The 24,694-nt window shown below is 40.5% G+C and carries 27 protein-coding genes and 1 pseudogene; 13 read left to right on the top strand and 15 right to left on the bottom strand.

The window, feature by feature from the left end; translation table 11 throughout:
- Positions 1-65: 65 nt before the first annotated feature.
- Both SYN7502_RS12605 and SYN7502_RS12600 read right to left on the bottom strand, forming a co-directional pair.
- On the bottom strand, positions 66-1,253 hold the full coding sequence (locus SYN7502_RS12605) for an acyl-CoA dehydrogenase family protein (RefSeq protein WP_015169181.1): 1,188 nt from the start codon (positions 1,251-1,253) through the stop codon (positions 66-68).
- Positions 1,243-1,632: a rhodanese-like domain-containing protein gene (locus SYN7502_RS12600; RefSeq protein WP_015169180.1), complete on the bottom strand. Its 390-nt coding sequence runs from the start codon at positions 1,630-1,632 to the stop codon at positions 1,243-1,245. The genes SYN7502_RS12605 and SYN7502_RS12600 overlap by 11 nt, the downstream gene beginning before the upstream one ends.
- A 361-nt stretch (positions 1,633-1,993) precedes the next feature.
- On the opposite strand from SYN7502_RS12600, the gene SYN7502_RS12595 reads away from it, so the two are divergent.
- On the top strand, positions 1,994-2,341 hold the full coding sequence (locus SYN7502_RS12595) for a hypothetical protein (protein ID WP_051023629.1): 348 nt from the start codon (positions 1,994-1,996) through the stop codon (positions 2,339-2,341).
- A 289-nt stretch (positions 2,342-2,630) separates the two neighbouring features.
- Positions 2,631-3,156: pseudogene (locus tag SYN7502_RS21010) on the top strand (IS1 family transposase); the annotation flags it as partial.
- On the opposite strand, the gene SYN7502_RS12585 reads toward SYN7502_RS21010, so the two are convergent.
- Together SYN7502_RS12585 and SYN7502_RS12580 are read right to left on the bottom strand one after the other, a co-directional pair.
- On the bottom strand, positions 3,149-3,733 hold the full coding sequence (locus tag SYN7502_RS12585) for a transposase (RefSeq protein ID WP_371257768.1): 585 nt from the start codon (positions 3,731-3,733) through the stop codon (positions 3,149-3,151). The pseudogene SYN7502_RS21010 and the gene SYN7502_RS12585 overlap by 8 nt on opposite strands.
- The gene (locus SYN7502_RS12580) at positions 3,687-3,998 is read right to left on the bottom strand and encodes a transposase (RefSeq protein ID WP_015168729.1); all 312 of its coding nucleotides are present in this window, start codon (positions 3,996-3,998) and stop codon (positions 3,687-3,689) included. The genes SYN7502_RS12585 and SYN7502_RS12580 overlap by 47 nt, the downstream gene beginning before the upstream one ends.
- A gap of 138 nt (positions 3,999-4,136) precedes the next feature.
- Here SYN7502_RS12580 and SYN7502_RS12575 point away from each other — a divergent pair, with 138 nt between their 5' ends.
- Positions 4,137-4,868, top strand: coding sequence for an AAA family ATPase (locus tag SYN7502_RS12575; protein ID WP_210391283.1), 732 nt, complete (start codon positions 4,137-4,139; stop codon positions 4,866-4,868).
- 113 nt (positions 4,869-4,981) lie between these two features.
- Here the strand turns inward: SYN7502_RS12575 and SYN7502_RS19420 are convergent.
- A protein-coding gene (locus SYN7502_RS19420) for an IS1 family transposase (RefSeq protein ID WP_246828916.1) occupies positions 4,982-5,715 on the bottom strand; the annotation gives its coding sequence in 2 pieces (ribosomal slippage) (positions 4,982-5,421 and positions 5,421-5,715; 735 coding nt in all).
- 105 nt (positions 5,716-5,820) lie between these two features.
- On the opposite strand from SYN7502_RS19420, the gene SYN7502_RS12560 reads away from it, so the two are divergent.
- On the top strand, positions 5,821-6,249 hold the full coding sequence (locus SYN7502_RS12560) for a hypothetical protein (protein ID WP_144050216.1): 429 nt from the start codon (positions 5,821-5,823) through the stop codon (positions 6,247-6,249).
- A 37-nt stretch (positions 6,250-6,286) separates the two neighbouring features.
- Here SYN7502_RS12560 and SYN7502_RS20640 read toward each other — a convergent pair whose 3' ends face one another.
- Positions 6,287-6,610 (bottom strand): hypothetical protein, encoded by a 324-nt coding sequence (locus SYN7502_RS20640; protein ID WP_041429455.1) that lies wholly within the window; start codon positions 6,608-6,610, stop codon positions 6,287-6,289.
- A gap of 72 nt (positions 6,611-6,682) precedes the next feature.
- Between SYN7502_RS20640 and lgt the strand changes: the two genes are divergently transcribed.
- Genes lgt through era form a run of 3 tightly spaced genes read left to right on the top strand, consistent with a single transcriptional unit; the run spans position 6,683 to position 9,115 of the window.
- Positions 6,683-7,537, top strand: a complete 855-nt coding sequence (gene lgt, locus SYN7502_RS12550; protein ID WP_015169178.1) for a prolipoprotein diacylglyceryl transferase — start codon at positions 6,683-6,685, stop codon at positions 7,535-7,537.
- Positions 7,538-7,541: 4 nt separating this feature from the next.
- Positions 7,542-8,165, top strand: coding sequence for a DUF2232 domain-containing protein (locus SYN7502_RS12545; protein ID WP_015169177.1), 624 nt, complete (start codon positions 7,542-7,544; stop codon positions 8,163-8,165).
- Positions 8,166-8,206: 41 nt separating this feature from the next.
- Complete coding sequence (gene era / locus SYN7502_RS12540) at positions 8,207-9,115, top strand: GTPase Era (protein ID WP_015169176.1); 909 nt, start codon at positions 8,207-8,209, stop codon at positions 9,113-9,115.
- Positions 9,116-9,135: 20 nt separating this feature from the next.
- Here the strand turns inward: era and SYN7502_RS12535 are convergent, their stop codons facing one another.
- Positions 9,136-9,828, bottom strand: coding sequence for a PFE-CTERM domain-containing protein (locus tag SYN7502_RS12535; protein WP_015169175.1), 693 nt, complete (start codon positions 9,826-9,828; stop codon positions 9,136-9,138).
- A gap of 220 nt (positions 9,829-10,048) precedes the next feature.
- Here SYN7502_RS12535 and ald point away from each other — a divergent pair, with 220 nt between their 5' ends.
- Positions 10,049-11,134, top strand: a complete 1,086-nt coding sequence (gene ald / locus SYN7502_RS12530) for an alanine dehydrogenase (RefSeq protein ID WP_015169174.1) — start codon at positions 10,049-10,051, stop codon at positions 11,132-11,134.
- Positions 11,135-11,261: 127 nt separating this feature from the next.
- On the opposite strand, the gene SYN7502_RS12525 is transcribed toward ald, so the two are convergent.
- The 6 genes from SYN7502_RS12525 to SYN7502_RS12500 all read right to left on the bottom strand — a co-directional run bounded on the left by SYN7502_RS12525 (position 11,262) and on the right by SYN7502_RS12500 (position 15,887).
- Positions 11,262-12,590: a DUF58 domain-containing protein gene (locus SYN7502_RS12525; RefSeq protein WP_015169173.1), complete on the bottom strand. Its 1,329-nt coding sequence runs from the start codon at positions 12,588-12,590 to the stop codon at positions 11,262-11,264.
- Positions 12,591-12,684: 94 nt separating this feature from the next.
- Positions 12,685-13,083 carry a hypothetical protein gene (locus SYN7502_RS12520; protein ID WP_015169172.1) on the bottom strand — a complete coding sequence of 133 codons (399 nt, stop codon included), beginning with the start codon at positions 13,081-13,083 and terminating at the stop codon, positions 12,685-12,687.
- Between the two features lie 208 nt (positions 13,084-13,291).
- Positions 13,292-13,873 carry a general stress protein gene (locus SYN7502_RS12515; protein WP_015169171.1) on the bottom strand — a complete coding sequence of 194 codons (582 nt, stop codon included), beginning with the start codon at positions 13,871-13,873 and terminating at the stop codon, positions 13,292-13,294.
- Positions 13,874-14,224: 351 nt separating this feature from the next.
- Positions 14,225-14,725 (bottom strand): hypothetical protein, encoded by a 501-nt coding sequence (locus tag SYN7502_RS12510; RefSeq protein WP_015169170.1) that lies wholly within the window; start codon positions 14,723-14,725, stop codon positions 14,225-14,227.
- Positions 14,726-15,023: 298 nt separating this feature from the next.
- Positions 15,024-15,272, bottom strand: a complete 249-nt coding sequence (locus SYN7502_RS12505; protein WP_015169169.1) for a GlsB/YeaQ/YmgE family stress response membrane protein — start codon at positions 15,270-15,272, stop codon at positions 15,024-15,026.
- Positions 15,273-15,329: 57 nt separating this feature from the next.
- Positions 15,330-15,887: a YtxH domain-containing protein gene (locus SYN7502_RS12500; RefSeq protein WP_015169168.1), complete on the bottom strand. Its 558-nt coding sequence runs from the start codon at positions 15,885-15,887 to the stop codon at positions 15,330-15,332.
- Positions 15,888-16,083: 196 nt separating this feature from the next.
- On the opposite strand from SYN7502_RS12500, the gene SYN7502_RS12495 reads away from it, so the two are divergent.
- The gene (locus SYN7502_RS12495) at positions 16,084-16,662 is read left to right on the top strand and encodes a chromophore lyase CpcT/CpeT (RefSeq protein WP_015169167.1); all 579 of its coding nucleotides are present in this window, start codon (positions 16,084-16,086) and stop codon (positions 16,660-16,662) included.
- Between the two features lie 49 nt (positions 16,663-16,711).
- Here the strand turns inward: SYN7502_RS12495 and SYN7502_RS12490 are convergent, their stop codons facing one another.
- Positions 16,712-17,209, bottom strand: coding sequence for a MarR family winged helix-turn-helix transcriptional regulator (locus SYN7502_RS12490; RefSeq protein ID WP_015169166.1), 498 nt, complete (start codon positions 17,207-17,209; stop codon positions 16,712-16,714).
- 109 nt (positions 17,210-17,318) lie between these two features.
- On the opposite strand from SYN7502_RS12490, the gene SYN7502_RS12485 reads away from it, so the two are divergent.
- A complete protein-coding gene (locus tag SYN7502_RS12485; protein WP_015169165.1) occupies positions 17,319-18,638 on the top strand; it encodes an HlyD family secretion protein in 1,320 nt (439 codons plus the stop codon).
- A 4-nt stretch (positions 18,639-18,642) separates the two neighbouring features.
- Entirely contained in the window at positions 18,643-20,211 is a 1,569-nt protein-coding gene (locus SYN7502_RS12480; RefSeq protein WP_015169164.1) for an MDR family MFS transporter, read from the top strand.
- Positions 20,212-20,388: 177 nt separating this feature from the next.
- On the opposite strand, the gene SYN7502_RS12475 is transcribed toward SYN7502_RS12480, so the two are convergent.
- On the bottom strand, positions 20,389-21,258 hold the full coding sequence (locus SYN7502_RS12475; RefSeq protein ID WP_015169163.1) for a ferritin-like domain-containing protein: 870 nt from the start codon (positions 21,256-21,258) through the stop codon (positions 20,389-20,391).
- A 442-nt stretch (positions 21,259-21,700) separates the two neighbouring features.
- Between SYN7502_RS12475 and SYN7502_RS12470 the strand changes: the two genes are divergently transcribed.
- Together SYN7502_RS12470 and SYN7502_RS12465 are read left to right on the top strand one after the other, a co-directional pair.
- The gene (locus tag SYN7502_RS12470; protein ID WP_015169162.1) at positions 21,701-22,723 is read left to right on the top strand and encodes a pentapeptide repeat-containing protein; all 1,023 of its coding nucleotides are present in this window, start codon (positions 21,701-21,703) and stop codon (positions 22,721-22,723) included.
- A gap of 109 nt (positions 22,724-22,832) precedes the next feature.
- A complete protein-coding gene (locus tag SYN7502_RS12465) occupies positions 22,833-24,569 on the top strand; it encodes a potassium channel family protein (protein ID WP_015169161.1) in 1,737 nt (578 codons plus the stop codon).
- The last annotated feature ends 125 nt before the right edge of the window (positions 24,570-24,694 follow it).

Here is a 24,694-nt window from a genome sequence, read left to right as displayed (position 1 = left end):
CTGTTGTGGTCTGTGCTGAAAGTCTTTATGAGGCTACTGAGACCTAATCAGGCTGTACAAATAATTTAGATATAGAAATCGGGCTTAGGGAGTTGAGCATTAAGGGCAAAATCGCCGATCGCTTTAATCTTATATTCCACAGGATCATGGAGTGTAAAAGTGCGTAAATTACGCCAATAGCGATCAAATCCATACTTACTTGAACTAGAATGCGCCCCCATCACTTCAAAAATACGACTGGTAACGTCTAACCCAACTTTGTGAGCTGCAACTTTAGCTGTAACGATTGCGATCGCCGTTTCACCTCTTTGTTGAGCAGTGAGTTCCCATTCTTGCTCCCATGATGCTTGTAATGCTAATCCTGCGCGATCGACAAGTGCCTCTGTAGCTTGCAGATTCACCCACATATCTCCATACTTTTCCAGAATATAGGGGTCTTGCGTCGCACTATCTACACCCGAATTCAGCGAAGGTTGAGTTTGGGTTTGGGTATATTCCCTTGCCGACTCAAAGGCTCCGATCGCAATGCCTAGATAAATATTGGCAAGATTTAATTGTGTCAAGCAGGCTCTTATCGTTTTAAAAGGGCGATCGCTTTGACTACGATTACCAAATATTTCTTGGGGGAATACTTCCACTTGGGCAAAGCTAATGCTACCGCTATCGGTTTGACGCTGTCCAATATTATCCCAATCGTCATGAATAGTTACGCCTTCACGGTTAGTTGGAATTGCTAATACTGTTAGTTCTGAGGTTTCGACATTAACAGCCGTAATTGGCAAAATATCAGAATCTTTGGAACCCGAACAAAAGCTTTTAATGCCATTTAACCGCCAGATTTTACCATCTCTAGTGAGCGTTGCTCGGCGATCCAGAGGATTGAGCGCATTACACCAAAACCAATTATTATTGATTGTTTCTGTGTAGAATTTTGCCTTCTGCTCCTCCGAACCGAAAATATGGGGGATAGTTACACCGAGGTGATGATAGGAATAGACATGGGCGATCGCACTATCAACTTTGGCAAATTCTCGGCTAATTTTAAATACCTCATGCCAAGGTAATTCCCATCCACCATAAATTTTAGGAATCGCAATTTTTAGTAACCCACTTGCACGGATGAGATCACGCTCATATTTAGGAGTGCCACCGCTTTTATCTCTGGCGATCGCTGTAGTTGCAAATTCTTGTGCTAAAGATTGAGCCAGGGAAAGGCTTGATTGAGAGTTAATAGATTTAATTTTAGTTAGCATTTTTTTCTGGAGTAGCGATCGGTAGTTCAGCCTTTTCCCAAGCCTTAAATCCCCCAATTAAGGACTGAACATTGGTATAGCCTAATTTTTGCAAGCTTTCTGCCACTAGAGCCGAGCGATTGCCGCCGCCGCAATAGCAAACAATGGGAGCATCCAAATCAGGAACAGCTTCTTCAATTTTGAGTTCAATTACGCCTCGACTAAGGTGAATTGCCCCTTCAATATGGGCTTTTTGCCATTCACTTTCTTCTCTCACATCAATTAAAATTGGTGGTGTTTCTTCTTTTTTATCCAGAGATGTGAACTCTTCAATGGAGATTTCTTGAATCTTCGCTTTTGCCTCATCAGCTAACTTTTGAAATTTTTCCGTATGTGCCATAAATTTACTCCTTTACTTAACTTGCCAAATACTGAGGTTGGCATTTTAACTTTAGATAAAAATCTATTGTATTTACATGATAATACCGTAGTATTTTTAATCTGGAAAGACAAAGCTATAAAGCGAACAAAAATTAAAAAGTCTTAAATTTATAAATACAATGGCGTTGTTTTAGTGGTGAGGTTGCGATCACGAATTGATAAAATACTGCTTTAAGTCTTTATGTGGAATGTCTCTACTTAAAATTCCTGTTAGTTGTATTAAGCAAACAGCTCAGGTATAATCACCCCAGTTAAGGTAGATATACTCAAAGCTTCAGCATAATACTAATTATCTATCTCGGTCACTTTCAGGAAATATCATGAATAGCAAGTACTATTGTTGGAATTTAGAAGAATCAATATTTATAGGTGTTCTTTATGATTCAATCAATGTGTATTTTCTTCATGACCATCCGTACAAAAACTGGGATGAATTTTCAGAAGCTGATCCACACATGGCTTATGCTCAATTAACCTATCTTAGATTTAATGCGTTAGAACAGCAGTTTGTAGATCTAAGAGTAATACCTCATATGCTTAGTGTTGAAAGCATTACTTTGAAATCATCGGTGCAAGATATCAATAGATACGATTGGTTAAAATCTATTGTGGATTTAGTTTTATTGAACAAAGAGGGTAAATACCCCACCGCTCTGCGGTGTGAGTAAATTCTAGAACTTAAGCTTCCAGATCATATGCTAAATATCAAACAGTTCGGCAAAGTACTTAGAGAGAAACATCCAGAAATTCTTGAAACTTTAAAAGTATTAGATGATATAGAGCCTATTTGAGATCTAATTTTGTGCAAGCCTTATGAGCATTAGCCTTAGGAAACAGAGGTTCAATTTCGTTTTAGCATTAAAAAGAGTCCTCTCATAGTTCTTAACTAAGATTTTACGGTAGTGATCAAGAGGGCATGATAGATAAAAAAAGGGGTAAAACAAAATAGAAGTAACTATGGAAGTAAAATGTCCTTACTGTGAAAGTGACCAGATAGTTAAGAATGGCATAACCCGTCACAAAAAACAAAACTACAAATGTAAAAAGTGTAATCGTCAATTTGTGATTAATCCCAAAAACCAGCCAATAGCTGAATCCACAATTAAATTAGTCGATAATCTGCTGCTAGAACGTATATCCATGCGAGGGATTAAGCGTGTTGCCAAGGTGTCATTACAGTGGTTACAGAGTTATGTAAATGGTAAGTCTGTCAGTGTAGAGCCGCAAGTTAAGGTAATCCCTAAAAAAAAGCACGCCTAACCATTGAGTGCGATGAACATGGTCATTTGTAGGGGATAAAAAATGTAAGGTATGGATTTGGTTAGCAATTGACCGAAATACTAGAGAAATTGTTGGAGTGTTTGTTGGTAGTCGAGACCAAGAAACAGCCTTGGGGTTATGGCAATCTTTACCAACCGTTTATCGACAATGGGCTGTTTGTTATACTGACTTCTGGCAAGCTTATAGAGCCTGTTTCATATCTCATGAGTAGCAATTCTTTTTAGCATCAAGCGAATAAAGCAAAGATTGAGTTTAGCTGTAGCATTAACGAGAGTTCTCTCAAAGTTCTTAACTAAGATTTTGCATCTTTCAACCCAAGCATTTGACCTTTCAATTACCCACCTTGTCGGCACAACTACAAACCCAGACAGACCTTTTTCTGCCTTCTGTTGCTTTGATATCTTAGGAGAAATTTCAAACCTAATCTTAGTCATAATCTCAGGATAAACCTTCTGTAAATCAGTCGTCAATTTTTCGATATGATAACCACTATCCAGCAATATCGTAGTTAGGGTAATGTCATCTGGCTTCGATTTGAAGTAATCAATGTTAAACGTTAACATCTCAATCAGTCCTTGGTCATCTGATACACTTGCTCTTGTTAAATAGGTAAAGAAAGGAAATCCCAGAGTGTCAACGGCTAAATGTCTTTTGATCCCGTTAGTTGCTTTGTAGGAGCAGAAGCCCTTGGATTCTATACTTGCATTACAAGTATTTTTCACTGCTTGTGAGTCAATGATGATTAAAGTTGTCCATTTTGATTTTTTTTGACTGTTCACGGGCTGTTGCATGCAAAGCTTCCATAATCGCAGTAAATGTACCTGTATCTTTCCACTCCTTGTAGTATCGATACACTGTAGAGAATGGTGGTAAGTCTCGGGGCATATCTCGCCAATTACAACCGTTTTTGAGTTGGTAGAGTATGCCGTCTAAAATTTGTCTTTTTGTCCAAGTTGGCGGTCTAGTTTGCTTTTTCTTTGGGAGCAATGGTTCTATAATTTCCCATTCTTTATCTGTTAGGCTACTTGAGTATGGATTTAGCATTTTCTAAGCATCATAAATCTTGCTCATAATAGATATGAAACAGGCTCTATATATATTAAGTTTCACCGACATGAATATCCGTTAGCGGTACTAAGACGTGTTCCCGCTTTGTGGCAAAATACTAAAACTAATCCTTTTGTGCATGAACCACTCGCTCGATACCTTTCTCAAATAGCTCTCAATGCTTTGAGTGATGTGCGTTTCTTTGAATTTAGTCCCGATGCGATGAGACAACCTTCCATTTCTGGACAGACGATGTTGGGAGATCGCGGAGAAAATCTCTCATCAGTTATGCAAGATATTTGCAGAGATCCAGAACGCAAAGCAATTTTACTAAGCTGGCTACAAGAACTCACCCCAATGGATGCTAAAGATTTTGATTTTCCTTCAGACTTTACAGGCAAAATCTTATTACATCTTGTTGAAGAGAATGGACATAAAACCTCTGCGTTTAGTGCTTCTGATGGCACATTACGATTTTTGGGAATACTTGCTGCACTTTTGAGTGAGAACTCTTCCAACTTCTACTTTTTTGAGGAACCAGAAAATGGTATCCATCCCACCCGACTATCTTTATTAATGCAATTATTAGAACAGGAAGTCGCTCGAAGCCAAAAAACGGATAGCCCCAAGCAGGTTTTGCTCACTACCCATTCGCCCTTACTTTTACATTATCTCAGCCCTGATAACTGGGACTCTGCCTCGCTCATTTACCGACTACCTAAACATACCGAATCCCGCATTACTCCCATTCTTAATCTTCCAGATGCAGAGCGCATTACCAAAGATAAAACCCTTGGTCGTTTACTAGAATCGGGTTGGCTAGAAGATACTACTTATTTTCTGGCGGATGAGGAAGAGAGTCAATGAATGTGTTGATTATTCCTGAGGATTTTCGTAAAGATCAATATGTACTTAAGCCTATTATCCAGAAGATATTTAAAGCTTTAGGTAAGTCGAATACAAAAGTTATCGGGTAGTGATCAAGAGGGCATGATGCAGAACTTAGAGTGAATTTCAGAATTGTAGTGATGGATAAATATCCAAATAGCACCGATATGATTTTCTAATTTCTTAGAAAAAGAAAGAGTTTTTCTAACAAGGCGAGAAATTCTTTGCCTTAAAGTACAATTGAACCTTTCAATATGATTAGTCTGTCCAGACTCTTTGCCCACAGCCTTATGGCGTTTTTTAGGCAAAATACAGCTATAAGCTTGCCAGAAGTCAGTATAACAAACAGCCCATTGTCGATAAACGGTTGGTAAAGATTGCCATAACCCCAAGGCTGTTTCTTGGTCTCGACTACCAACAAACACTCCAACAATTTCTCTAGTATTTCGGTCAATTGCTAACCAAATCCATACCTTACATTTTTTATCCCCTACAAATGACCATAGTTCATCGCACTCAATGGTCAGGCGTGCTTTTTTTTAGGGATTACCTTAACTTGCGGCTCTACACTGACAGACTTACCATTTACATAACTCTGTAACCACTGTAATGACACCTTGGCAACACGCTTAATCCCTCGCATGGATATACGTTCTAGCAGCAGATTATCGACTAATTTAATTGTGGATTCAGCTATTGGCTGGTTTTTGGGATTAATCACAAATTGACGATTACACTTTTTACATTTGTAGTTTTGTTTTTTGTGACGGGTTATGCCATTCTTAACTATCTGGTCACTTTCACAGTAAGGACATTTTACTTCCATAGTTACTTCTATTTTGTTTTACCCCTTTTTTTATCTATCATGCCCTCTTGATCACTACCAGTTATCGTACTAAAAGATCCGCTTTTAGGAGGAATTGGGGAAGCTTTGAAATGGGAGTGTCTTGAGGAAATTATCGATATGCGTAAAGGTATGACAGATTTATTTTTACTCTGTGTAGATCGTGATGACAACCAGAATAGAAAATCACGACTTGATGAAATTGAGACAAAGGCAAAGGAAATATTGGCAAGCGATCGCCTATTTTTAGCAGAAAATGCATGGCAAGAACTAGAAGTATGGGTACTCGCTGGACATAGTTTACCTAAAGAATGGAAATGGCAGGATGTGCGAAACGAAAGAGATCCAAAAGAGTTGTATTTTATTCCCTTTGCCACTCAAAAAGGGGTTGTTAATCAACAAAGTCAAGGACGAAAAATATTAGCTGAACAAGCTGACTATAAGAGTATTTGCCAATTTTGTGATGAAGTGCGATTTCTAGAAAATAGAATAAAAAATTGGCTACAAAAGTTATAGTAGCTGCTATTGACTTAAAAAAATTGACTGCCAAGAATTAAAATTTTGTTGATTTATCCAAGGCGATTGCTTGTTGAAGAGCTAGATATTCCTTAACTTTGAGGTCATAGGCTAAGATTTCTGCCCGATTTAAACCACTAATAATTTGGAAACTTTCATGATCTATACCCCGCCTTAACATTTCGATCCGCCATGTGTGTTGAGTTTGGGCGATCGCTGGTGTAATAGTTTTGATTTTTTCCCCTGACAAATCCAGAAATGTGGCATTTTCTCTTACAGCCTTGGCGATTATTTCTAATAGCTCTTCCTCAACTCTAAAGCTCAAGTATTCATAGTCAAAGGTCAAAGTTTGCAGGTGCAAGCTCTGATGATCAAGCTCGGAACTAGCAATGATAGAATAACCTTCTTTAAGCTCAACTTTAAGTTCAAGCCTATGCTAGTTTTTACCTCTCCCGGTGCTGTTGCTGTCCAATTAGGAAGTTTTTCAGTGCGATGGTATGGTTTATTAATAGCGATCGCTGTAATTATTGGTACGGTTCTAGCACAAAGACTAGCAAGCCGTCGAGGTGTGAATCCCGATTTAATCGGCGACTTGGTAATTTGGTTGGTAGTGGGAGCAATTCCCATGGCTAGGGCTTACTATGTGGCTTTTACTTGGGATCGGTTTCAGGATCAACCTTGGGTGCCAATTATTGGCGGTGCCTCTGTGCCCCGAATGTTTGCGATCTGGGAAGGCGGGATTGCCATTCATGGAGCTATTATCGGTGGCGTAATTGCGGCGACTATTTTTGCCAAGCTCAATAAATTATCAGTATGGCAGTTGGCGGATTTATGTATGCCGTCCTTAATTTTGGGACAGGCGATCGGGCGGTGGGGTAACTTTTTTAATTCCGAAGCTTTTGGGGTGCCTACGGATTTACCTTGGAAATTATTTATTCCTCCCGATAAACGTCCATCCCAATTTTATGCTGAGCCTTATTTTCATCCTACTTTTTTATATGAATCTCTGTGGAACCTGATGGTATTTGGCATCTTAATCACCGTATTTAACAAATTTCCCCAAGCAAAGCGAGGTACGATGGTGATGGTTTACCTAATAAGCTATAGTTTAGGGCGGGTGTGGATTGAAGGCTTGCGGACGGATAGTTTGATGTTCGGTTCTTTGCGGATTGCTCAAATAATTAGTTTGTCGGCGATCGCACTAGGAGTCATTGGTTTATGGTGGTTGTACGGACGCAATGGCAGATTTTGGGATACAGAAAATATGATGAGTTCAGGGAAGTCATAGAGTAATGTCTAAATCTCGTAATTCTACTTTAGCAATGGTAGAGACCGCCTTCCTTGCCAGCACTACGGGTATTATTTTTTTAATCAATTACTATTTCCCCCTAGGTCCATTTTTAAGAATGCTCTATCCGATTCCCATTGCCCTTGGTTATTTACGCTGGGGACAACGGTGTGCATGGATGACGATGACAGTGACGGTATTACTGCTAACTATTTTGATGGGTCCAACCCGCAGCATTCAGTTTTTAATTCCCCACGGATTAATGGCAGTGATGTTAGGTTTTTTGTGGAAACGGCGATCGCCTTGGGTGGTAACTTTAACCTTTGGTACCCTAGCAGGTGCAGCAGGCGTCGGATTTCAATTTTGGTTACTATCGGCACTATTGGGTGAAAATCTCTGGGCTTACAGTACGATCCAAGTTACGGAATTAATTCGGTGGGGTTTTCAGCTGGTAGGTTCTTTAGAACAGCCCGAACTATGGTTAATTCAAACGATGGCGATCGCTGGCATTGTCATTGCTAATTTTGCCTATATGATCTTGGTTCATGTTGCTGCTTGGTTACTATGCGATCGCTTGGGAAATCCGATCAGCCCTCCCCCCGAATGGTTACAGGCACTTGTAGAGTAACTTATAAAAAAGCTTTTAGAATAAATCAATAGTAAAAAATAATGCTTATCCCAAATGCACCTGAGGGTTTTAAATCGGGTTTTGTGGCTTTAGTTGGCAGACCAAATGTGGGAAAATCCACCTTACTTAATGCCCTAGTCGGACAGAAGATTGCCATTACTTCACCCACACCCCAAACTACCCGCAATCGGTTACAGGGAATTTTAACCCTAGATCAAGCGCAGATCATTTTAGTGGATACTCCGGGTATTCATAAACCCCATCACCTTTTGGGAGAAACCATTGTCCATAATGCGATCGGGGCAATTTCGGCGGTGGATTTAGTGGTATGGGTAGTAGATAGTACGGTGGCATTGGGATCGGGAGATCGGTTTGTGGCGGAGATTATTGCTAAGGCAAAGGTACCAGCCATAGTGGGTTTAAATAAAATTGATGGCGCACCCTCCGAGGCAATTTTACAAACCTATAGAGATTTTGCTCAAGGGCAGCCATGGGAACCATTAAGTTTTTCCGCCCTCAATGATATTGGCTTGGAACAGCTAAAAACCGCATTGAGCGATCGCTTACCCCTTGGTCCTTACTATTATCCACCAGAGCTAGTTACGGATCAGCCTGAACGTTTTATTATGGCAGAGCTAATTAGGGAACAGATTTTATTATTAACCCGAGAAGAAATTCCCCATTCCGTAGCTGTAACCATTGATAAGGTTGATGAGCAAGTCAAAATTACAACAGTGATGGCAACTATTCATGTGGAGAGAGATTCCCAAAAGGGCATTTTAATCGGCAAAAAAGGAGCAATGATCAAAGAAATTGGCAGCCAAGCCCGACTGCAAATGCAAAAGCTGATCCTTGGTTCTGTTCATTTAGAGATGTTTGTTAAAGTTCAACCTAAGTGGCGATCGCAGCCCAGTCAATTGCAGGATTTAGGTTATCGCAAAGAGAAATAATTGCTCAAGTTTCAATTACACTAATTTTTCCCTTTTTTCAATAACTTACCACTGATCTTTTTAGCAATAAACAAGCCACCCAAAATTCCCAATCCAAGGACAGGATTAAACTCAAAGGGAACGGGAGTAGTGGCAGAAATAGTGAAATTTGCGCCAAAATAGCCAATAAATCCGCCATCAAGACTGGAAGGAAACGCTAATACTGTGGTATTCGGAGTATAGGCAGCAGATTTATAGATAATTGCAGGATTCACGGAAAACCCAGTTGGATCGTAGGTAAAAGGGTCTTGATTAGCAATGCTTACACCAGCAACTCTGTAAGTTGTATTTGCAAATAAGATCGTAGGCTTAATTCCTACATATCGAAAAAACCCGCTTAGATTTGTCTCCGTACCACTGGGGACGGTAGTGCTAACAACTAATTGTTGATTAGATTCTAAAAAAATACCAACATCATGGGCAACTAGCAGACCATCCTGTCGAGCATCATAGTATCCCAGTTGATCTACGATGATATTACTTGTGCCTACTGTAAACTGAAATCCATCAAGATAATCAAGACTTGGTGAAGAGTTAGGATCACCTGTAAAATCTATGGCAGCAATAGAAATAGCAAACACAGGACTTGTAGCGATCGCCACACCAATTGCAGTTCCAATTGCAATTAAAGAAGCAGTCAGGGGTAACTTAACCATAAAATCTAAGGTTTCCATGGGATGATCAACTTTACTCTGCCTATTTTAGATTGTCAAATATTGACTGTGTATGGGTTTTAGTTAATTAGTTAGCTCTAAATGTTAAAAACTAATGAGTAAGAATTTCCTACTGTTTAAAATAGATTTGTGATCTTGCTAGAATCCCTATGGCTTTGTTCCGTTCTCAGAGCTAAGAATAATCTCCAATAAGTCCTAATAATTTTAATAAGTAGTAAAAATGAGAATTGGTGTTCCCAAGGAAATTAAAGATCAAGAGTATAGAGTGGGTTTAACTCCTGCGGCGGTATCTAGTTTAGTGGGGCGATCGCATCAAGTTAAAATCCAAATTGGGGCAGGCATTGGCTCAGGCTTTAGTGATGCTGACTATGTAGCGGCGGGAGCAGAATTAGTAAGTACTGCTGCTGAAATTTATGCCCAAGACATGGTAGTCAAAGTTAAGGAGCCTTTAGCGGTTGAGTATGATCTTCTTCATCCTAATTTAATTTTATTTACCTACTTACATCTGGCTGCCGATCGCCTTTTAACCGCAGCTTTAATCAAATCTGGGGCTACTTGTATTGCCTACGAAACTGTGCAGACCGACAATGGTCAACTACCTTTGCTTACGCCCATGAGCATTATTGCGGGCAGGTTAGCTGTGCAATTTGGCGCGCATTTTTTGACTCGGCAACAGGGCGGACGGGGAGTTCTTCTCGGTGGGATTCCGGGAGTGAGATCGGGACGAGTTGTAATTTTAGGTGGTGGCATTGTCGGCACAGAGGCAGCCCGAATTGCGGTGGGGATGGGCGCAAGGGTGCAAATTTTAGATATTAATGTTAATCGCTTAAGTGAATTAGAGCTAATTTTTGGCTCACGGGCGGAATTATTAATTAGCAATTCTAGTAATATTACCGAAACCGTTAGAGATGCAGACTTAGTAATTGGAGCAGTTTTAATTGCGGGGAGAAAGGCTCCCACTTTGGTATCTAAATCCTTAGTTGCAGAAATGCGATCGCACTCCGTCATTGTGGATGTGGCGGTGGATCAGGGCGGCTGTATTGAAACTATGCACACTACTTCGCATACTAATCCTGTCTATGAGTCTGAAGGGGTGCTTCATTATGGTGTTCCTAATATTCCGGGAGCAGTGCCGTGGACATCGACTCAAGCTTTGGCTAATGTAACTCTGCCTTACGTTTTAGCGATCGCCGATCACGGATTACAAGCATTAGCACTCGATCCAGTTTTAGCTGGGGGTTTGAATGTTAAAAATGGCAAAATTATTCATCCTGCGGTTAGTGCCACATTTCCTGATTTAGGTTAATTACTACTCCTTGTCCAGTGAAGGATTATACTGTCAGGGGTGTGGGAGCTGCTCCCCACAAGAGGGTTTCACCCCTTCACCCCATTTAATTAAGTCTGTTTTTTATAGTGGGAAGGGAGTAACTAATTTATATTTGATTGCGAGCCTTTAAGGTGAGGTACCGATCAACCAAAAGATCGCTAATTTGATTGGCAGGGGCATCTAAAACCAAAACTCCTTTTTGTTGTAGTGATGCAAAGGCAACCTGACGTTGACCAATTAAATCCAGGGCAACCGAGCGCGTATAGGCGGATTGGAGATCAGAACTAGGAGCATTAGCAATGACATCAACCTGAGGATCACGCAGGGCAATACAAAAGGGTAAATATCGTGATCGCAGTTTTCCTAAGGCAGATAAAAGCTCACTAGAGGCTGTGCCATCAATAATATCCGTAATCACCACCACTAATGCTCGACGACTCTGTTGATTAACCACGGTAGTAACAGCATTGACATAATCTGATTCAATAATTTCTGGCTGAATGGGAGTAAGCCTTTCGATCAGTTTAGATAGTTGATTTTGTCCTCGTTCGGGGGGAATCCAAGTGTGCATTTGTCGATCAAATACGCCAATTCCCACGCGATCACCTCGATGTAAACCCGCTAAAGCTAAGCACAAAGTTGCATTTAAGCCATAGTCAAACCGATTTAAGTTCTGCACTTTTTGGGTCATTAAGCGTCCCCGATCTAAAAGAATGATCAGAGTTTGCTCTTGCTCAGGTTCAAGGACTCGAATCAAAGGACGTTGACGGCGCGCAGTGGCTTTCCAGTCAATTAATCTCGGATCATCACCTATGGCATATTCTCGTAATTCCGAAAATTCTGTACCTAGTCCAAATCGCTTTTTATTCCGCATTGCACCCGTGGATTGCAAAGTTAGTTTAATTGTGAGCGATCGCAATGCCAGTAAGTCGGGATAAACAGACACTTTTTGGGGAGAAATTACCTTCCACTGATGCCAAGCTAATCCCCATGCTCCCAATTGGCGAATTTGCATATCTCCCCAGCTAAATTCTCCGCGACTGAAGGGGCGAACTGTATAAGTAATCGTTTGGGTGGTGTTAGGGCTAATAGATGCGGTAAGGAGGCGATCGGAAACCTTAAAGCTTTGAGGGTAGTCATCACAAATAGTAACAATGGCATTTCTTTGGGGCTTCGCTGCGGCTGTTACCAAAATTTGCACAGGATTATCTCTATTGATCGATAGTCGGGAGAGATGCTGCCTACTGACTTCTACACGATGGGATTTAACATGGCGGGCATCTAAAAATGCGATCGCTAAAACCGTAAAGTCAAAGCCCAAGACAATTTTAAGGGATTCTATTAACCTAACCTCTGGATCAAAAATACCTGCCACCCCTGCGGCGATCGCTATGCCTGCAATTAGTAATAAATACAGCCTTTGGGTGGGAATCATCTTGCTTAGCCCTGTAGATTAAATATCAGATTGAATACCATCAATTCTCTGATCTTTATAAAGATTATGCCAATTAATTCTCTAATCTAATTTCTCAAGATGTCTCAAGATGTTTAAAGGCTAAATGCCATTGCAAATAAATATTTATATCTTGGATTGCATCTTCAACTCGCCACCGCCACTCAGTTTGACTACGCAGTTCCCTTAGCAAAATCGGTTTGACTAGATGTTTTTCTAACTTTCCTTTTGTACGGGCAATATAGGCAAGCCCTAAACAAGCATTGGCACGTATTTGATTGTTATTGTGTTCAGCTAAACGTAAGCAAATATCTTGGGCATATTTCCAATCGGGAAAGTTCTCTCCTACGGCTAAGGGTAAAACTAAAAGTTCCTCAGTTACTTCACTGAATTCAGGCTCTAATAACTTTTCAACCAACTCATTAACCGTAGGGCGATCGCTAAATTCTGGCAGAGGACTATAAATAAACTTCATCAGGATTGAGTTCCAAGGTTCTTAATTAATTTGCAATGCGATCGCCAAGAATTGCTAATTTATCCCACTTTAGGATAAAAAGCTCTAAATTAAACTCAGCCTTAGATTCAGTCGCAAGCGTATCCCTCAGTCGTGAAATAGATTGTATAGTCTTACTATGGATCAACTGTAGTTTCGTTTTCTGGATTTGGTATAACCTGACAGCAAATTAGTTACCTATTGAAGAATCTGTTTTACCAGTGGAATTATAAATACTCCATTCATGGATGCCGTGTTGTCTAAAGATCGACTCAACTTGCGTAATTCCTTCATCTGTACCTTCATCAATCATGACCAAATAATCACCTTGATCCACGCGATCGCTAAATATTTTGGCACGATCTTTAGGAATACCTAAACCAACTAATCCTCCTAAAAGACCTCCTGCAACTGTACCAATAGCTCCACCAGTTAAAGTAGTAGCAAGTGCCGTAGCGGCAGCACCTGCCATTATCACTGGACCTACACCAGGAATAGCGATAAGTCCTAAACCCACCAGTAATCCAGCCAACCCACCAGCCGTAGCTCCAGAGAGTGCCCCTTTAGTAGCACCTTCATCCGCTCTGTTATCCACATCTTTAAGATTATTACCCTGTTTGGCTCCCGCTAAATTGGAATTCTGGTTAACATCATTGCCAATAACAGAAACATGATCCATTGGAAACCCACTATTCTTTAATTGTAGTAGTGCTGCTTCAGTTTGTTGAAAAGTGGGAAATGTACCTACAGCACGTTTGTGTTGACCAACCATAGTCTTTTGCTCCTTAGTTATGAATAAGTTATGAATAAATATTTAGCTTGATTAGAATCAGTTAGTAACTGATATGAATCTCTGATTTAGCGTGTCAGAGATCTATTTAGAGTTGGGCTTAAATCCATTACCATCTATAAAAGTTAGAAAAATTTTCCAGTTTTTTGATGAGTTAGAGGCAACCTTATACTTCATGGGAGTTTAGTCGGATTGAATTGAGAAAACCTTAGCCCTCTGATTGCTCTAAACAGCGAGAGTATCAAAGGACTATTTAGCTCACTACATACTCCCTTCTACCAATACGCTAATCTTTCACTGCGTAGGGAGTAAATTGATTCAGTTAATTGACTACTATCTCCTTAAAGATGTAGCAGCTTTATCCCAAGCATCTCTTACTCCATGTTTAGCTTTTTCCCAAGACAGGTTTCCGTTATGATTTGCTTCATAATCACGTTGTAAACTGGACTCAACTTCGTTGTAACTTTGCCCACTTCTACCGTAACGCTCATATCCGTCATAACCGATGCGATAGGCAGGTTCATAGTCATCGTAAGTTGTTCCCGCTTCAACATACGAGCGAGAATTATAGACTTCATCCCAACGATTCTCCTCAAAGGTGGGATTTATTTGTTCGGCTGTACCCTTACCAGCTAAACCTCCAACTACAGAACCAACTACTGCACCAATTACGGCTCCAACAGGTCCTCCAACTACGCCACCAATTACTGTGGCTGCTGCACCAGCACCTGCGGCTCCAACACCTGTTCCTAAAGGATGTGCACCTGTTTCCCCAGAGAGGGGATCGAGGTTAGCATCGGTTTGATCGACAGGATGTGTATTTTGAGTATTCATGGGTATTTTCCTTTACTACAAATAATTTGAATTGAAATTAATAATTGAAGTGATTAATCCCTCTACAGAAGGGAGAAGATCTCAATGCTATGGAACTGTAGGAACAGGTATTTCCCAATAGTTAAACAGCATAGGATTTAGAGTTTCGCCTTATCAACAGGTTTTTAGGTTAGAACTTACGCACTCAAATTTACAGAGTAGTGACTTTGCCCCAACCTCCTTCCAAACTTGGGTTTTTCCGTTAATACTGCACAAGTCGTGCTAGAAAGATTTTGGAGCGTTAATGCCAAAAGAGGAATTACGAAGTTCCTTTAACTAAACGAACTCCATACAGTAGGATAATTGCACCAATAGTGGCAACAATCAAACTGCCAATCAAGCCACTACCAGTAGCGATGCCGAAAAGACTGAATAACCAGCCGCCAAGTAAGGCACCAATAATACCGACAACGATATCGCCAAATATTCCGAACCCGCTACCTTGTACTACACGACCAGCGAGAGCACCTGCAACTAATCCAATCAAAATAAACCAAATAAATGACATACAATTCCTCTATTTACAAAGATATAAACCAAAGATATAAACACCTTGCTCCCGTTCTTACTGCCCTAGAAAACCTTTGACAGAATCAGCTATTTCTTCAATTTTGTTACCAGATTTTTCGGATAAATCTTTAGTATTATCTGCAACTTCATCCGTACGATCGCTAGCTATTTCTTTAGCTTTATTTACCCCATCTCCAATATCATTTTTGGTATTTTTAATTGTATTCTCGACTTTGCTAATATTTTCTTTGGTGCCATCTTGAACATTCTTGGCTAATTTTTTAGTACGATCTCCTATTTCTTTAGAAATTCCTTTGGTTGTATCTGCAACTTTATCAATTACCTTATCTGTTCTACCATCTCGAACATCACGACTAATTTCCTTAATAGTTCCAGCAGCTTTATCAATTGCCATATCTACTTTGACGCCGTCAATTTGTTTAGAAAAAGGAGCAGCGATCGCTTCAGAATTTAGAGACGTGAATTGTAATACTAAAACTAAAGCTCCACTGAGAATGATAGTAAAGGAGCTAGTTTTTAAATCCGTCAGATTACTCTTAAATTTAGGAATTAAAGTACTTAAAAAACTACTACCAGTTACGATATTGATCATGTAATTCACCTCAAGATTATCTAATTTCGTTCACTAGGATCAGAATTACATCTGAATGCTTGAAATCATGTTTAAGCAATATATGAATTGAGTGATTTGCTCAAAAATAGAAAAAATCTTTACAATCAAATTTCTAACTATCTAAAATTCGGTAGATAATTCTCATAAAGTAGCCTAGTTAGTAATTACAAAATCAATGGGAAATCAGCTTTTAACCTTGGCACAATATATGGCGGGGGAATTTAGTAACCGTGAGCAGGCGATCGCAGAACCTGTGTGGTATGTAAATTTAAGGCTATGGCAAATACCGTTACCCCAATCACTCTTAGATGGAATTGCCTTTTTTGCCGAACAGGCTAATATCATTAATCTCGATCAGCCCTACCGCCAAAGAATTATTAATTTACGAGAGACAGATGGGAATATTCAGGCTGATTATTATGCTTTGATCGAACCAAGTGCCTGGAGAGGTGCCGCTACTAGACCAGAGCAACTTCAGCAGTTAAGTATTAATGACTTGATACCTTTGCCCGATTGCACCCTCAAGGTTAAATATGAGCAGGAAACCTTTAAAGCTGAATTACCCATCAATGCTAAATGTTGTTTTACTTATCAAGGCGAGACTAGACAGGTTAGCTTGGGTTTTGCTGCTTCCAAGTCAGAATTTCTCAGTTATGACAAGGGCATAGATATGAATACGGGAGCAGGAATTTGGGGAGCGATCACTGGTGCCTATAGGTTTACGAAGTTAAGGGATTTGAGCAGTGAATTATAAAGCGCAATATGAAGCAGCATAATTATCCCCAAGGGAACTGAAGCTATAATCAACCACGATCAAGAGATCGCCCAAATCCAGTATTTTTATCAATAAGGCTTAATAAATAGGTTCTTAAAGTCTTAGCATCTTCAGTTCCCAACACTCTATTTACCTCTCCTTCCATCTTTTGCTTGATTTGGTCGAGGTCTTGTAATAACTGCCATCCCTTTGATGTAATTGTAATCATTTGCGCTCTTTTATCTGTGGGGTCACATTGCCGAGAAATGTAATTATGCTGATGCAGTTCTTGGATTAGTTGGGTCATTGATTGTTTCGTTACACCAGCCCGTTCCGCTAAAACACATAACCTAGTCCCCTCAAGATCAATATGGGGTAGGACAATTGCATGGGCGATCGCAATTTCATTATGTCCATAATGTCTTAATTCCAAAGTACCAAACTCATTAATGCGACGGTAGGCATTGAGCAAAAGCTTAGCTGTATTCAGTTGCCTGAGTTCTTGGAGAAGATGAAGAAGATCAATATTAGAGATTGTTTCCGTCATTGTTGAAAAATTTTGGTTAAAAATATGGGCTTAAAAAATTGTCAGGCAACCTTACTAAATTAGTCAGCTTAGTTTACTATATTTATAGGTAGGCATTTAACAAAAATATATGTCAAATATAAATCACAATAATCACGGATTAGTTAGTTCTGAGTCGCCAAGTTTAGCCTTAACAGAAGCACCTAGTAAACCTAGTAAAGAGGCTGTGCATAAATCCCATCGTCCATTACTTCTATGGGGAGCCTTAGGACTAGGAGGATTGATCTTGAGTGGTTTAGGCTATCACTGGTGGAGCTATGCCTCTAGTCACCAAGAAACCGATAATGCCTATGTGATTGGGCACATTCAGCCAGTCAGTTCGCGTATTGCTGGGACAGTTGTCAAAGTCCTAGTCGAAGATAATCAGGAAGTTCCCGCAGGCATACCTCTGGTGCAATTGGATCGTCAAGATTATGAAATTGCCCTGCAACAGGCACAAGCTACGCTGAAAAATGTTCAACGTCAGGCTGATGTGGCTAAGTCCAATATTCAAGTTGCGGCTACTAATGCCCTTGGTAAAAATACAGAAGCAACAGGCACGATTCAATCAGCAAAAGCAGAGATTGCCACAGCCACAGCTACTTTGACCGAAGCAAAAGCATTTCTAACTGCTGGGCAGGCAAACTTGGCACAGGTACAGGCAAATTTAATTAAGGCAAAACTGGACTATCAACGTTATTCCCAACTTAGACAAAGTGGAGCGATCGCTCAGCAACAGTTAGATGCTGCCCAAGCTAGTTATAATTCCCTCGTTGCCCAAAGGCAATCCGCCGAAGCACAAATCCAAGAGGCTCAAGCCAAAGTACTCGAAGCTAGGACAAATTTAGATAATGCCCAAGCCAAGTTCCAATCTAGTCAAGGCATTCAACAGGAGGCAGAGTCAAATAACCAGCAAATAGAAACAAGTCGTCAACAATATCAGGCAGCTTTAGCAGCGATCGCCAAGGCAGAAATAGATGTTAAAAATGCCCAACTGCAACTTTCCTATACGCAAATTATTTCACCGAATCGGGGCAGGATTGGCAATAAAACCGTAGAAGTAGGACAGAGAGTTAGTGTTAGTCAGCCTTTGTTGGCAATTGTCGAAGAAAAGCCTTGGATCGTAGCGAATTTTAAGGAAACTCAGTTAGAAAAAATGAGATCGGGGCAGGAAGTAGAAATTAAAATTGATGCTTTTCCGAGCCATGTATTTAAGGGTAAGGTTGATAGTTTTGCTCCCGCCTCTGGTGCCAGATTTTCCCTATTACCGCCTGATAATGCCACGGGCAACTTTACAAAAATTGTGCAACGTGTTCCCGTCAAGATCACTTTTGAGCCAGAGAGTATCAAGGACTATGATCAGCGTATTACTCCCGGCATGTCGGCATCGGTATCTGTGATTACGGAGTAGGTCTATGGCTAATCCCTCTACACCCAAAAATCCTGATGCGGTTTCGATCAAAACTTGGATCGGCGTAATTGCCACGTTGATCGGGGGCTTTATGGCAATTTTAGATATTCAAATTACCAATGCTTCGTTGAATGAGATTGCAGGTTCCTTAAGTGCCACTCTCGATGAAGCCTCTTGGATTTCTACGAGCTATTTAGTGGCAGAAATTGTCGTGATCCCCCTAACTGGCTGGTTATCTCAGGTGTTTTCGGTGCGCCGCTACTTATTAGTTAATGCAAGTTTATTTCTGATTTTTTCCGTGTTATGTGCCTTTGCCACCAACTTACCCCAAATGATTCTCTATCGTACCATGCAGGGATTTACGGTAGGAGTATTGATTCCCATTAGTTTTACGGTAATTTTGACCACCCTACCCCCAGTTAAACAGCCCGTTGGTCAAGCTTTATTTGGCATGTCGGCAGTACTCGCACCTTCCTTAGGACCCACCTTAGGTGGTTGGCTTACGGATACCTTTAGCTGGCAATATATTTTCTATCTGAATGTGTTTCCAGCCATAATCTTGTTGGCGGGAGTTTGGTATGGATTGGCACAAAAGCCCTTACGCTTGGAGTTATTAAAGCAGGGAGACTGGTTAGGGATAGCTTTGATGGCTTTCGGATTAGGTTCCCTAGAATTTTTTTTGGAAGAGGGAAATCGTAAGGACTGGTTCAGTTCTCAGGAAATTCAAGTGGCGGGAATGGTGGCAGCGATCGCTCTACCCTTATTTGTAATTACTCAGTTTATGCGGAAACAACCTTTACTCAATTTACGATTACTAGGGAGACGGAATTTCGGGTTATCTTCCATTATTGCGATCGCCCTTGGTTTGGGTTTATACGGCTCAATTTATATACTCCCACTGTACCTCGCCCAGATTCAAGGTTACAATGCTCTGCAAATTGGTCAAACACTGGTCTGGATTGGTTTTCCCCAATTGGCGATCGTGCCATTTCTCCCTAAATTAATGAAGCGATTTGATATTAGGCATATCATTTGTGTTGGGCTAACCCTATTTGGTACCAGTTGTTTGATGAATTCCAGCCTTACCCACGATACTGGCGCAGAACAATTCGTTTTTCCCCTCTTAGTGCGGGCGTTAGGACAGCCTTTAACTATTATTCCCCTTGCGAGCATAGCTACCGTGGGCATTGAACCTCAAAATATTGGCTCAGCTTCAGCTATTTTTAATGCTGCTCGTAATCTGGGTGGTTCGATCGGGATTGCGGTTTTGGCTACCTTGCAATCGGTTCGCGAAAAGTTCCATTCCAATCATTTGGTGGAATCGGTTTCCCTTGCTAATCTTCCGACTCAGGAGCGAATTAATGACCTTACTAATCTATTTATCTCCAAGGGTACTGAAGCAATAACTGCCCATGATCAAGCGATCGCCCAGTTAGATCGACTGGTACGCCGAGAAGCAAATGTAATGGCATACAATGATTGCTTTCTATTTATTGGTTACTCACTTCTATTTAGTGCGGTTCTGGTGTTGTTTTTGAGAAAAGTCAAACCTGCCACTGGGGCAGTTCATTAGTTATTGCAGTTTCCGAGAACAAGGGACAAAGCGGGGTTGCAGGGTTAGGTTCCCCGTTATATTTTTTTTCGTGACCCCTAAAACTGAAAAGGACAGTAGCCTACTTTTCAATAGGCTCTAACCCTTGATTTAGAGAATTTTAGGCTTGCTAGCTTTAGCCTATCTATGCTTCTCTACTTATTTTTTTAAATTTAAGTCAGCATTAAAAAACATAGGAATAAACTTTTGGACAAAGTTAATTGGATCACGTTGCCATGCTTTCTGGATCATGTCAATTCTAGTTTTTTGCAAGCTCGGTGCTAGTAATGTTTCGGGTAAATGCTCCATTAGGTATTGAGGACGTTGCCACACTGGTAATGTATCCACAACCTTAATCAGATTTTCTAGTCGGCGTAACTCTGCTCCCGCCATGACATCCATTCCTGATTCAAAAGCTGCCTGTTCGATCGCCATATATTTACGTTTAGCTGCATCAACTTTAACCTTATGCTCTGGGCTTTTATGGGCAATTTCAGCTAATTTACGATTCCCCCACCGTACATGCCCCACTTCTTCAGGCATAATCTTGGCAATTGTTTCACGAATTTTAATATTTTCATCGGTTTGATCAGCATTTTTGAGTGCCTTAATATGGGCAGAAAAATACTCACAGCCTCGCTTTTCAGTGACATTAATTGCTGCCAATGCCTCAATTACGGCATCCTCTGGATCAAGCACCGCATTATTTTTAATCAACCGCTCAAACTCATTAATATAGGATGAGCCGGGCGGAGTACCTATTTCTTCCCCCAAGTCGTACAACAAATCTGTCAGCCAACAAGCATGGCGAGCTTCGTCAGATACATGGTGGGAAAGCTCTTTAATTAGGTCACGGGGCTGACCATTTAAGCTTTCAATTAACTCAGTTAGGTCTTTACAGCTGCGCTGTTCGCTATAGCGGTAACGATTAAGAGTAATCATATGAATTTCACGGGTTCTCACAACCTGATCAAGAACTGCCTGAGCCGTGAGTTGATTTCTAAATCTGCGGGGATGAGCAACGGTCATAGGATTAGACTTTATAGTTTTGTAAACTTTTACATTGTAATCAATTCTCTGACTAGATTTGCTTAAATTATCTAATTGATTTTATCCAAGCGATTCGCGTAGATCAACTAATAGGACTTACACACTGAAATTTATCAAGTACTTATAGGTGGGAGCTTGATGGCTGCGCCTTCAATTGGGTCTTTACCCCAAACCCATTTTAATTTTGCTTTGCAATCTGAGATTAATTGACTAAAATCTACCTGATCATTTTTTTAGTGATTATTTTAAAAAACTACTGGGTAAGATTTTTAGATATGTTATGTAAAAGTATTATTAAAAATACTGTAAAAGAAGTGTAAAAAAACTGTAAATTAATATGGTGATTAAAGCACAGTCTAGTCAGCTTATGAATAACGCATAATATCATCACCGATTTGTTCTAAGTAAAATAACTCCTGTCATGGCAAATGAAGAACAACTAGACCTTATTAAACAGGGTATTCATATCTGGAATAACTGGCGGTCAGAGGTTTTTCGCAGCAAAATTGACTTATCCTATGCTGATTTGAGTGCTGCTACTTTAAGTTCAATTAATTTGAGTTTGGCGAATCTGCGATCGATTAATTTAAGCAGAGCGAATTTAAGTAAAGCGAATCTCAGTGGGGCGATTTTAGGTAAGGCGAACCTGACCGAAGCAAGTCTAATCAATGCCAACTTAAGCATGGCTAATTTTATTATGGCTGATTTGAGTGGTGCTTATTTGAGTGAGTCCAACCTAAGCCGAGCAAATTTGGGTAATGCGGTGGCGATCGCAGCGAATTTCATTATGGCGAATCTATCGGGGACATACTTTAGTGAATCTGACTTTAGTAGAGCTAACTTGAGCAGTGCTAATCTAACTGAGGCAATTTTGGTAAAAACTAATCTTACTGGTTCCTATTTGAGTAAGGCGAATTTTACCTCTGCCAACCTGAGTATGACTGACCTGAGTGAAGCCGATTTGAGTAGTGCAAATATGCACCTAGCGGACTTGAGTATGGCGAATTTGAGCAGTGCCAACTTAATTGGAGCTATCCTTACAGATGTTGATTTAAGACAAGCAAACCTAACTGGAGCATACTTAAATACGGCTAACCTAACTGGAGCGGATTTGGCTACATCCACCCTTGTAGGTGCAAACTTTTATCAAGCCAATTTACGGGAAGCGAATTTGGATCGGGCTAATGCTCAAAATGCCAACTTAAGTGAGGCATACCTTAGTAATGCTAATCTTACGGGAACAATTTTAGAGGGTGCTAACCTCAGCTCTGCCTATATTAGTAATGCCAATTTAGTGGGAGCGGTTTTGAAGGGAGCAGATTTAACAGGGGCTATTTTAATTGGTGCTAACCTAACTAAAGCTAACTTTAGCGGTGCTAAGCTGGATGGAGCTGATTTTACGAGTGCGATCATGCCCAACGGTAAACCCTTTGTTCCCAAGTAGAAATTAAGGTTTAGATTAAGGTTAATGGTAAAAGTACCTTAAGCTACATTTAACGCCCCTGAAAGAGATCACAATTTCTAAGGAACTTAGTCTCTGCCTTTGGTAACCTATGAAACCTCTAATTATTGTCTGTGGCTTAAATCGAGTCGGATATAAGATTCTGAGGTTACTACGGCAACAGGAAGCTCTAGTTGTAGGAATTAGCGATCGCCCAATTGCTGACGATCAAGGTTCTAATATTATTATTGGCGAACTGCACGCAGCTTCTACTCTTATAGAGGCGGGGATACAATCTGCCCACACCTTGGTTTTATCTAACTCCGATGAAGCTCAGAACCTGACAATTTTAATGCAGGCAAGGGTTTTAAATCCGCAGATTCGGGTGGTTAATCGCTTATTTAATAGTAATTTAGGTGATCGTCTAGATCGAACCTTAGTAGATCATGTCAGTATGAGTGTTTCCGCTTTGTCTGCTCCCGTATTTGCCTTCACAGCGTTGGGACATGAGGCGATCGGACAATTGCGGCTATTTAATCAAACTTGGTCTATCCATGAAGAGTATATTGACGAAAATCATGCTTGGTTAGGTACTAAACTTTCCCGTCTGTGGGAAGACCGCACCAGAATGTTAGTTTACTATTTACCAGCAGATTGTGAAAATCGCCATACCGATCTAGTTTCGGCTGTAACGATGGGAAAGGAGCTAAATGTGGGAGATCGCTTACTGATTGGCACTCAACCCACAATGCGATCGGGACAAAAATCAATCAAGCAAAGATTAGCAAAATTATTCAGTAATTTCCGGCACTTTCAGCAACATAGTCGGGCGGTGCTTTTAGTCGCCTTTGCCCTTGTTTTGACAATTTTAGGGGCAACCTTAACCTACACCAGTTTTAGGTATAACATTTCTCTGATTGATTCTCTCTATTTTTCCGTGGGTATGATTACTGGGGCAGGGGGGAATAGCCAAATTGCTGAACAAGCGCCTGATGGGATCAAAGTTTTTACGGTGATCATGATGCTCGTAGGTACGGCAGTAATTGGCATTTGGTATGCCCTATTAAATGACTTTGTCTTGGGTACTAGGTTTAAGCAATTTATTAATGCTTCACGGGTTCCCCAACAAAATCACTACATTATCTGTGGACTAGGCGGGGTCGGTACTCAAACCGCATTACTACTGATGGGCTATGGACATGATGTCGTGGTAATTGAGCGTGATCCTAGTAGTCGGTTTTTAAATATGGCTAACTCCCTTGGAATTCCAGTAGTTCAGGGCGATGCCAGTATTCCCGCCACCTTAAAGGCAGCCTACCTTGAAAAAGCTGAAGCCATAATTGCCGTAACCAGTAATGATACTGCTAACTTAGAAATTGCCCTCAATGCTAAAGGGATGGCTCCTAAAGTTCCAGCGATCGTACGCTATGAAGACCCCAAGTTTGCAGCAATGGTACGCCAAGTCTTTGATTTTGAGTTTGTTCTTAGTCCCAGCGAAATTGTGGCACCTTCCTTTGCCGCCGCCGCCCTAGGAGGAAAGATTCTGGGCAATGGCATTCTTGGCGATACTTTATGGATAGCTTTAGCCACTTTAATTACCCCCCATCATCCTTTTTGTGGAAAACTTGTGAAAGATGCTGCAATGATCGCCGATTTTGTGCCTCTTTATATTGAAACCAATATTGAAACCAAAAATATTAAAACTGGTTCACAAACTATTCATGGCTGGGATTTATTGGAATTTTGCCTGAGTAATCATGATGTTTTATACCTGACGATTCCTGCAAATAAATTGGAGTATTTATGGAAATCTAAAGTTTCTAAGTCCTCGCAGGCGATCGCTAATTAATGTCAATTTTTTACTAGAAATTATTTTCATCTATATTTTTCATCTATATTTTGGGGACTGCCTCCAATTAGCAAACTTAGTTAAAAACCATAATTCAAGCATAATTAAAGAATCACAATCTTCAA

It is taken from the genome of Synechococcus sp. PCC 7502 (assembly GCF_000317085.1).
Taxonomy (GTDB): Bacteria; Cyanobacteriota; Cyanobacteriia; order Pseudanabaenales; family Pseudanabaenaceae; genus PCC-7502.
The sequence above is the reverse complement of the archived record's forward strand: the minus strand, read 5'-3'. Positions and strand labels throughout refer to the sequence as shown.

Excerpts from the sequence above, each read along its gene's own strand:
- SYN7502_RS12520 (WP_015169172.1), bottom strand. The coding sequence starts at position 13,083 with ATGAAGTTTATTTATAGTCCTCTGCCAGAATTTAGCGATCGCCCTACG.
- SYN7502_RS12600 (WP_015169180.1), bottom strand. The coding sequence starts at position 1,632 with ATGGCACATACGGAAAAATTTCAAAAGTTAGCTGATGAGGCAAAAGCG.
- SYN7502_RS12510 (WP_015169170.1), bottom strand. The coding sequence starts at position 14,725 with ATGAATACTCAAAATACACATCCTGTCGATCAAACCGATGCTAACCTC.
- SYN7502_RS12475 (WP_015169163.1), bottom strand. The coding sequence starts at position 21,258 with ATGACCGTTGCTCATCCCCGCAGATTTAGAAATCAACTCACGGCTCAG.
- SYN7502_RS12535 (WP_015169175.1), bottom strand. The coding sequence starts at position 9,828 with ATGGAAACCTTAGATTTTATGGTTAAGTTACCCCTGACTGCTTCTTTA.
- SYN7502_RS12545 (WP_015169177.1), top strand. The coding sequence starts at position 7,542 with ATGTCTAAATCTCGTAATTCTACTTTAGCAATGGTAGAGACCGCCTTC.
- SYN7502_RS12485 (WP_015169165.1), top strand. The coding sequence starts at position 17,319 with ATGTCAAATATAAATCACAATAATCACGGATTAGTTAGTTCTGAGTCG.
- SYN7502_RS12595 (WP_051023629.1), top strand. The coding sequence starts at position 1,994 with ATGAATAGCAAGTACTATTGTTGGAATTTAGAAGAATCAATATTTATA.
- SYN7502_RS12505 (WP_015169169.1), bottom strand. The coding sequence starts at position 15,272 with ATGTCATTTATTTGGTTTATTTTGATTGGATTAGTTGCAGGTGCTCTC.
- SYN7502_RS12490 (WP_015169166.1), bottom strand. The coding sequence starts at position 17,209 with ATGACGGAAACAATCTCTAATATTGATCTTCTTCATCTTCTCCAAGAA.
- SYN7502_RS12515 (WP_015169171.1), bottom strand. The coding sequence starts at position 13,873 with ATGGTTGGTCAACACAAACGTGCTGTAGGTACATTTCCCACTTTTCAA.
- SYN7502_RS12525 (WP_015169173.1), bottom strand. The coding sequence starts at position 12,590 with ATGATTCCCACCCAAAGGCTGTATTTATTACTAATTGCAGGCATAGCG.
- SYN7502_RS12605 (WP_015169181.1), bottom strand. The coding sequence starts at position 1,253 with ATGCTAACTAAAATTAAATCTATTAACTCTCAATCAAGCCTTTCCCTG.
- SYN7502_RS12480 (WP_015169164.1), top strand. The coding sequence starts at position 18,643 with ATGGCTAATCCCTCTACACCCAAAAATCCTGATGCGGTTTCGATCAAA.
- SYN7502_RS12465 (WP_015169161.1), top strand. The coding sequence starts at position 22,833 with ATGAAACCTCTAATTATTGTCTGTGGCTTAAATCGAGTCGGATATAAG.
- SYN7502_RS12495 (WP_015169167.1), top strand. The coding sequence starts at position 16,084 with ATGGGAAATCAGCTTTTAACCTTGGCACAATATATGGCGGGGGAATTT.
- era (WP_015169176.1), top strand. The coding sequence starts at position 8,207 with ATGCTTATCCCAAATGCACCTGAGGGTTTTAAATCGGGTTTTGTGGCT.
- SYN7502_RS12500 (WP_015169168.1), bottom strand. The coding sequence starts at position 15,887 with ATGATCAATATCGTAACTGGTAGTAGTTTTTTAAGTACTTTAATTCCT.
- SYN7502_RS12470 (WP_015169162.1), top strand. The coding sequence starts at position 21,701 with ATGGCAAATGAAGAACAACTAGACCTTATTAAACAGGGTATTCATATC.
- lgt (WP_015169178.1), top strand. The coding sequence starts at position 6,683 with ATGCTAGTTTTTACCTCTCCCGGTGCTGTTGCTGTCCAATTAGGAAGT.
- SYN7502_RS12580 (WP_015168729.1), bottom strand. The coding sequence starts at position 3,998 with ATGCTAAATCCATACTCAAGTAGCCTAACAGATAAAGAATGGGAAATT.
- ald (WP_015169174.1), top strand. The coding sequence starts at position 10,049 with ATGAGAATTGGTGTTCCCAAGGAAATTAAAGATCAAGAGTATAGAGTG.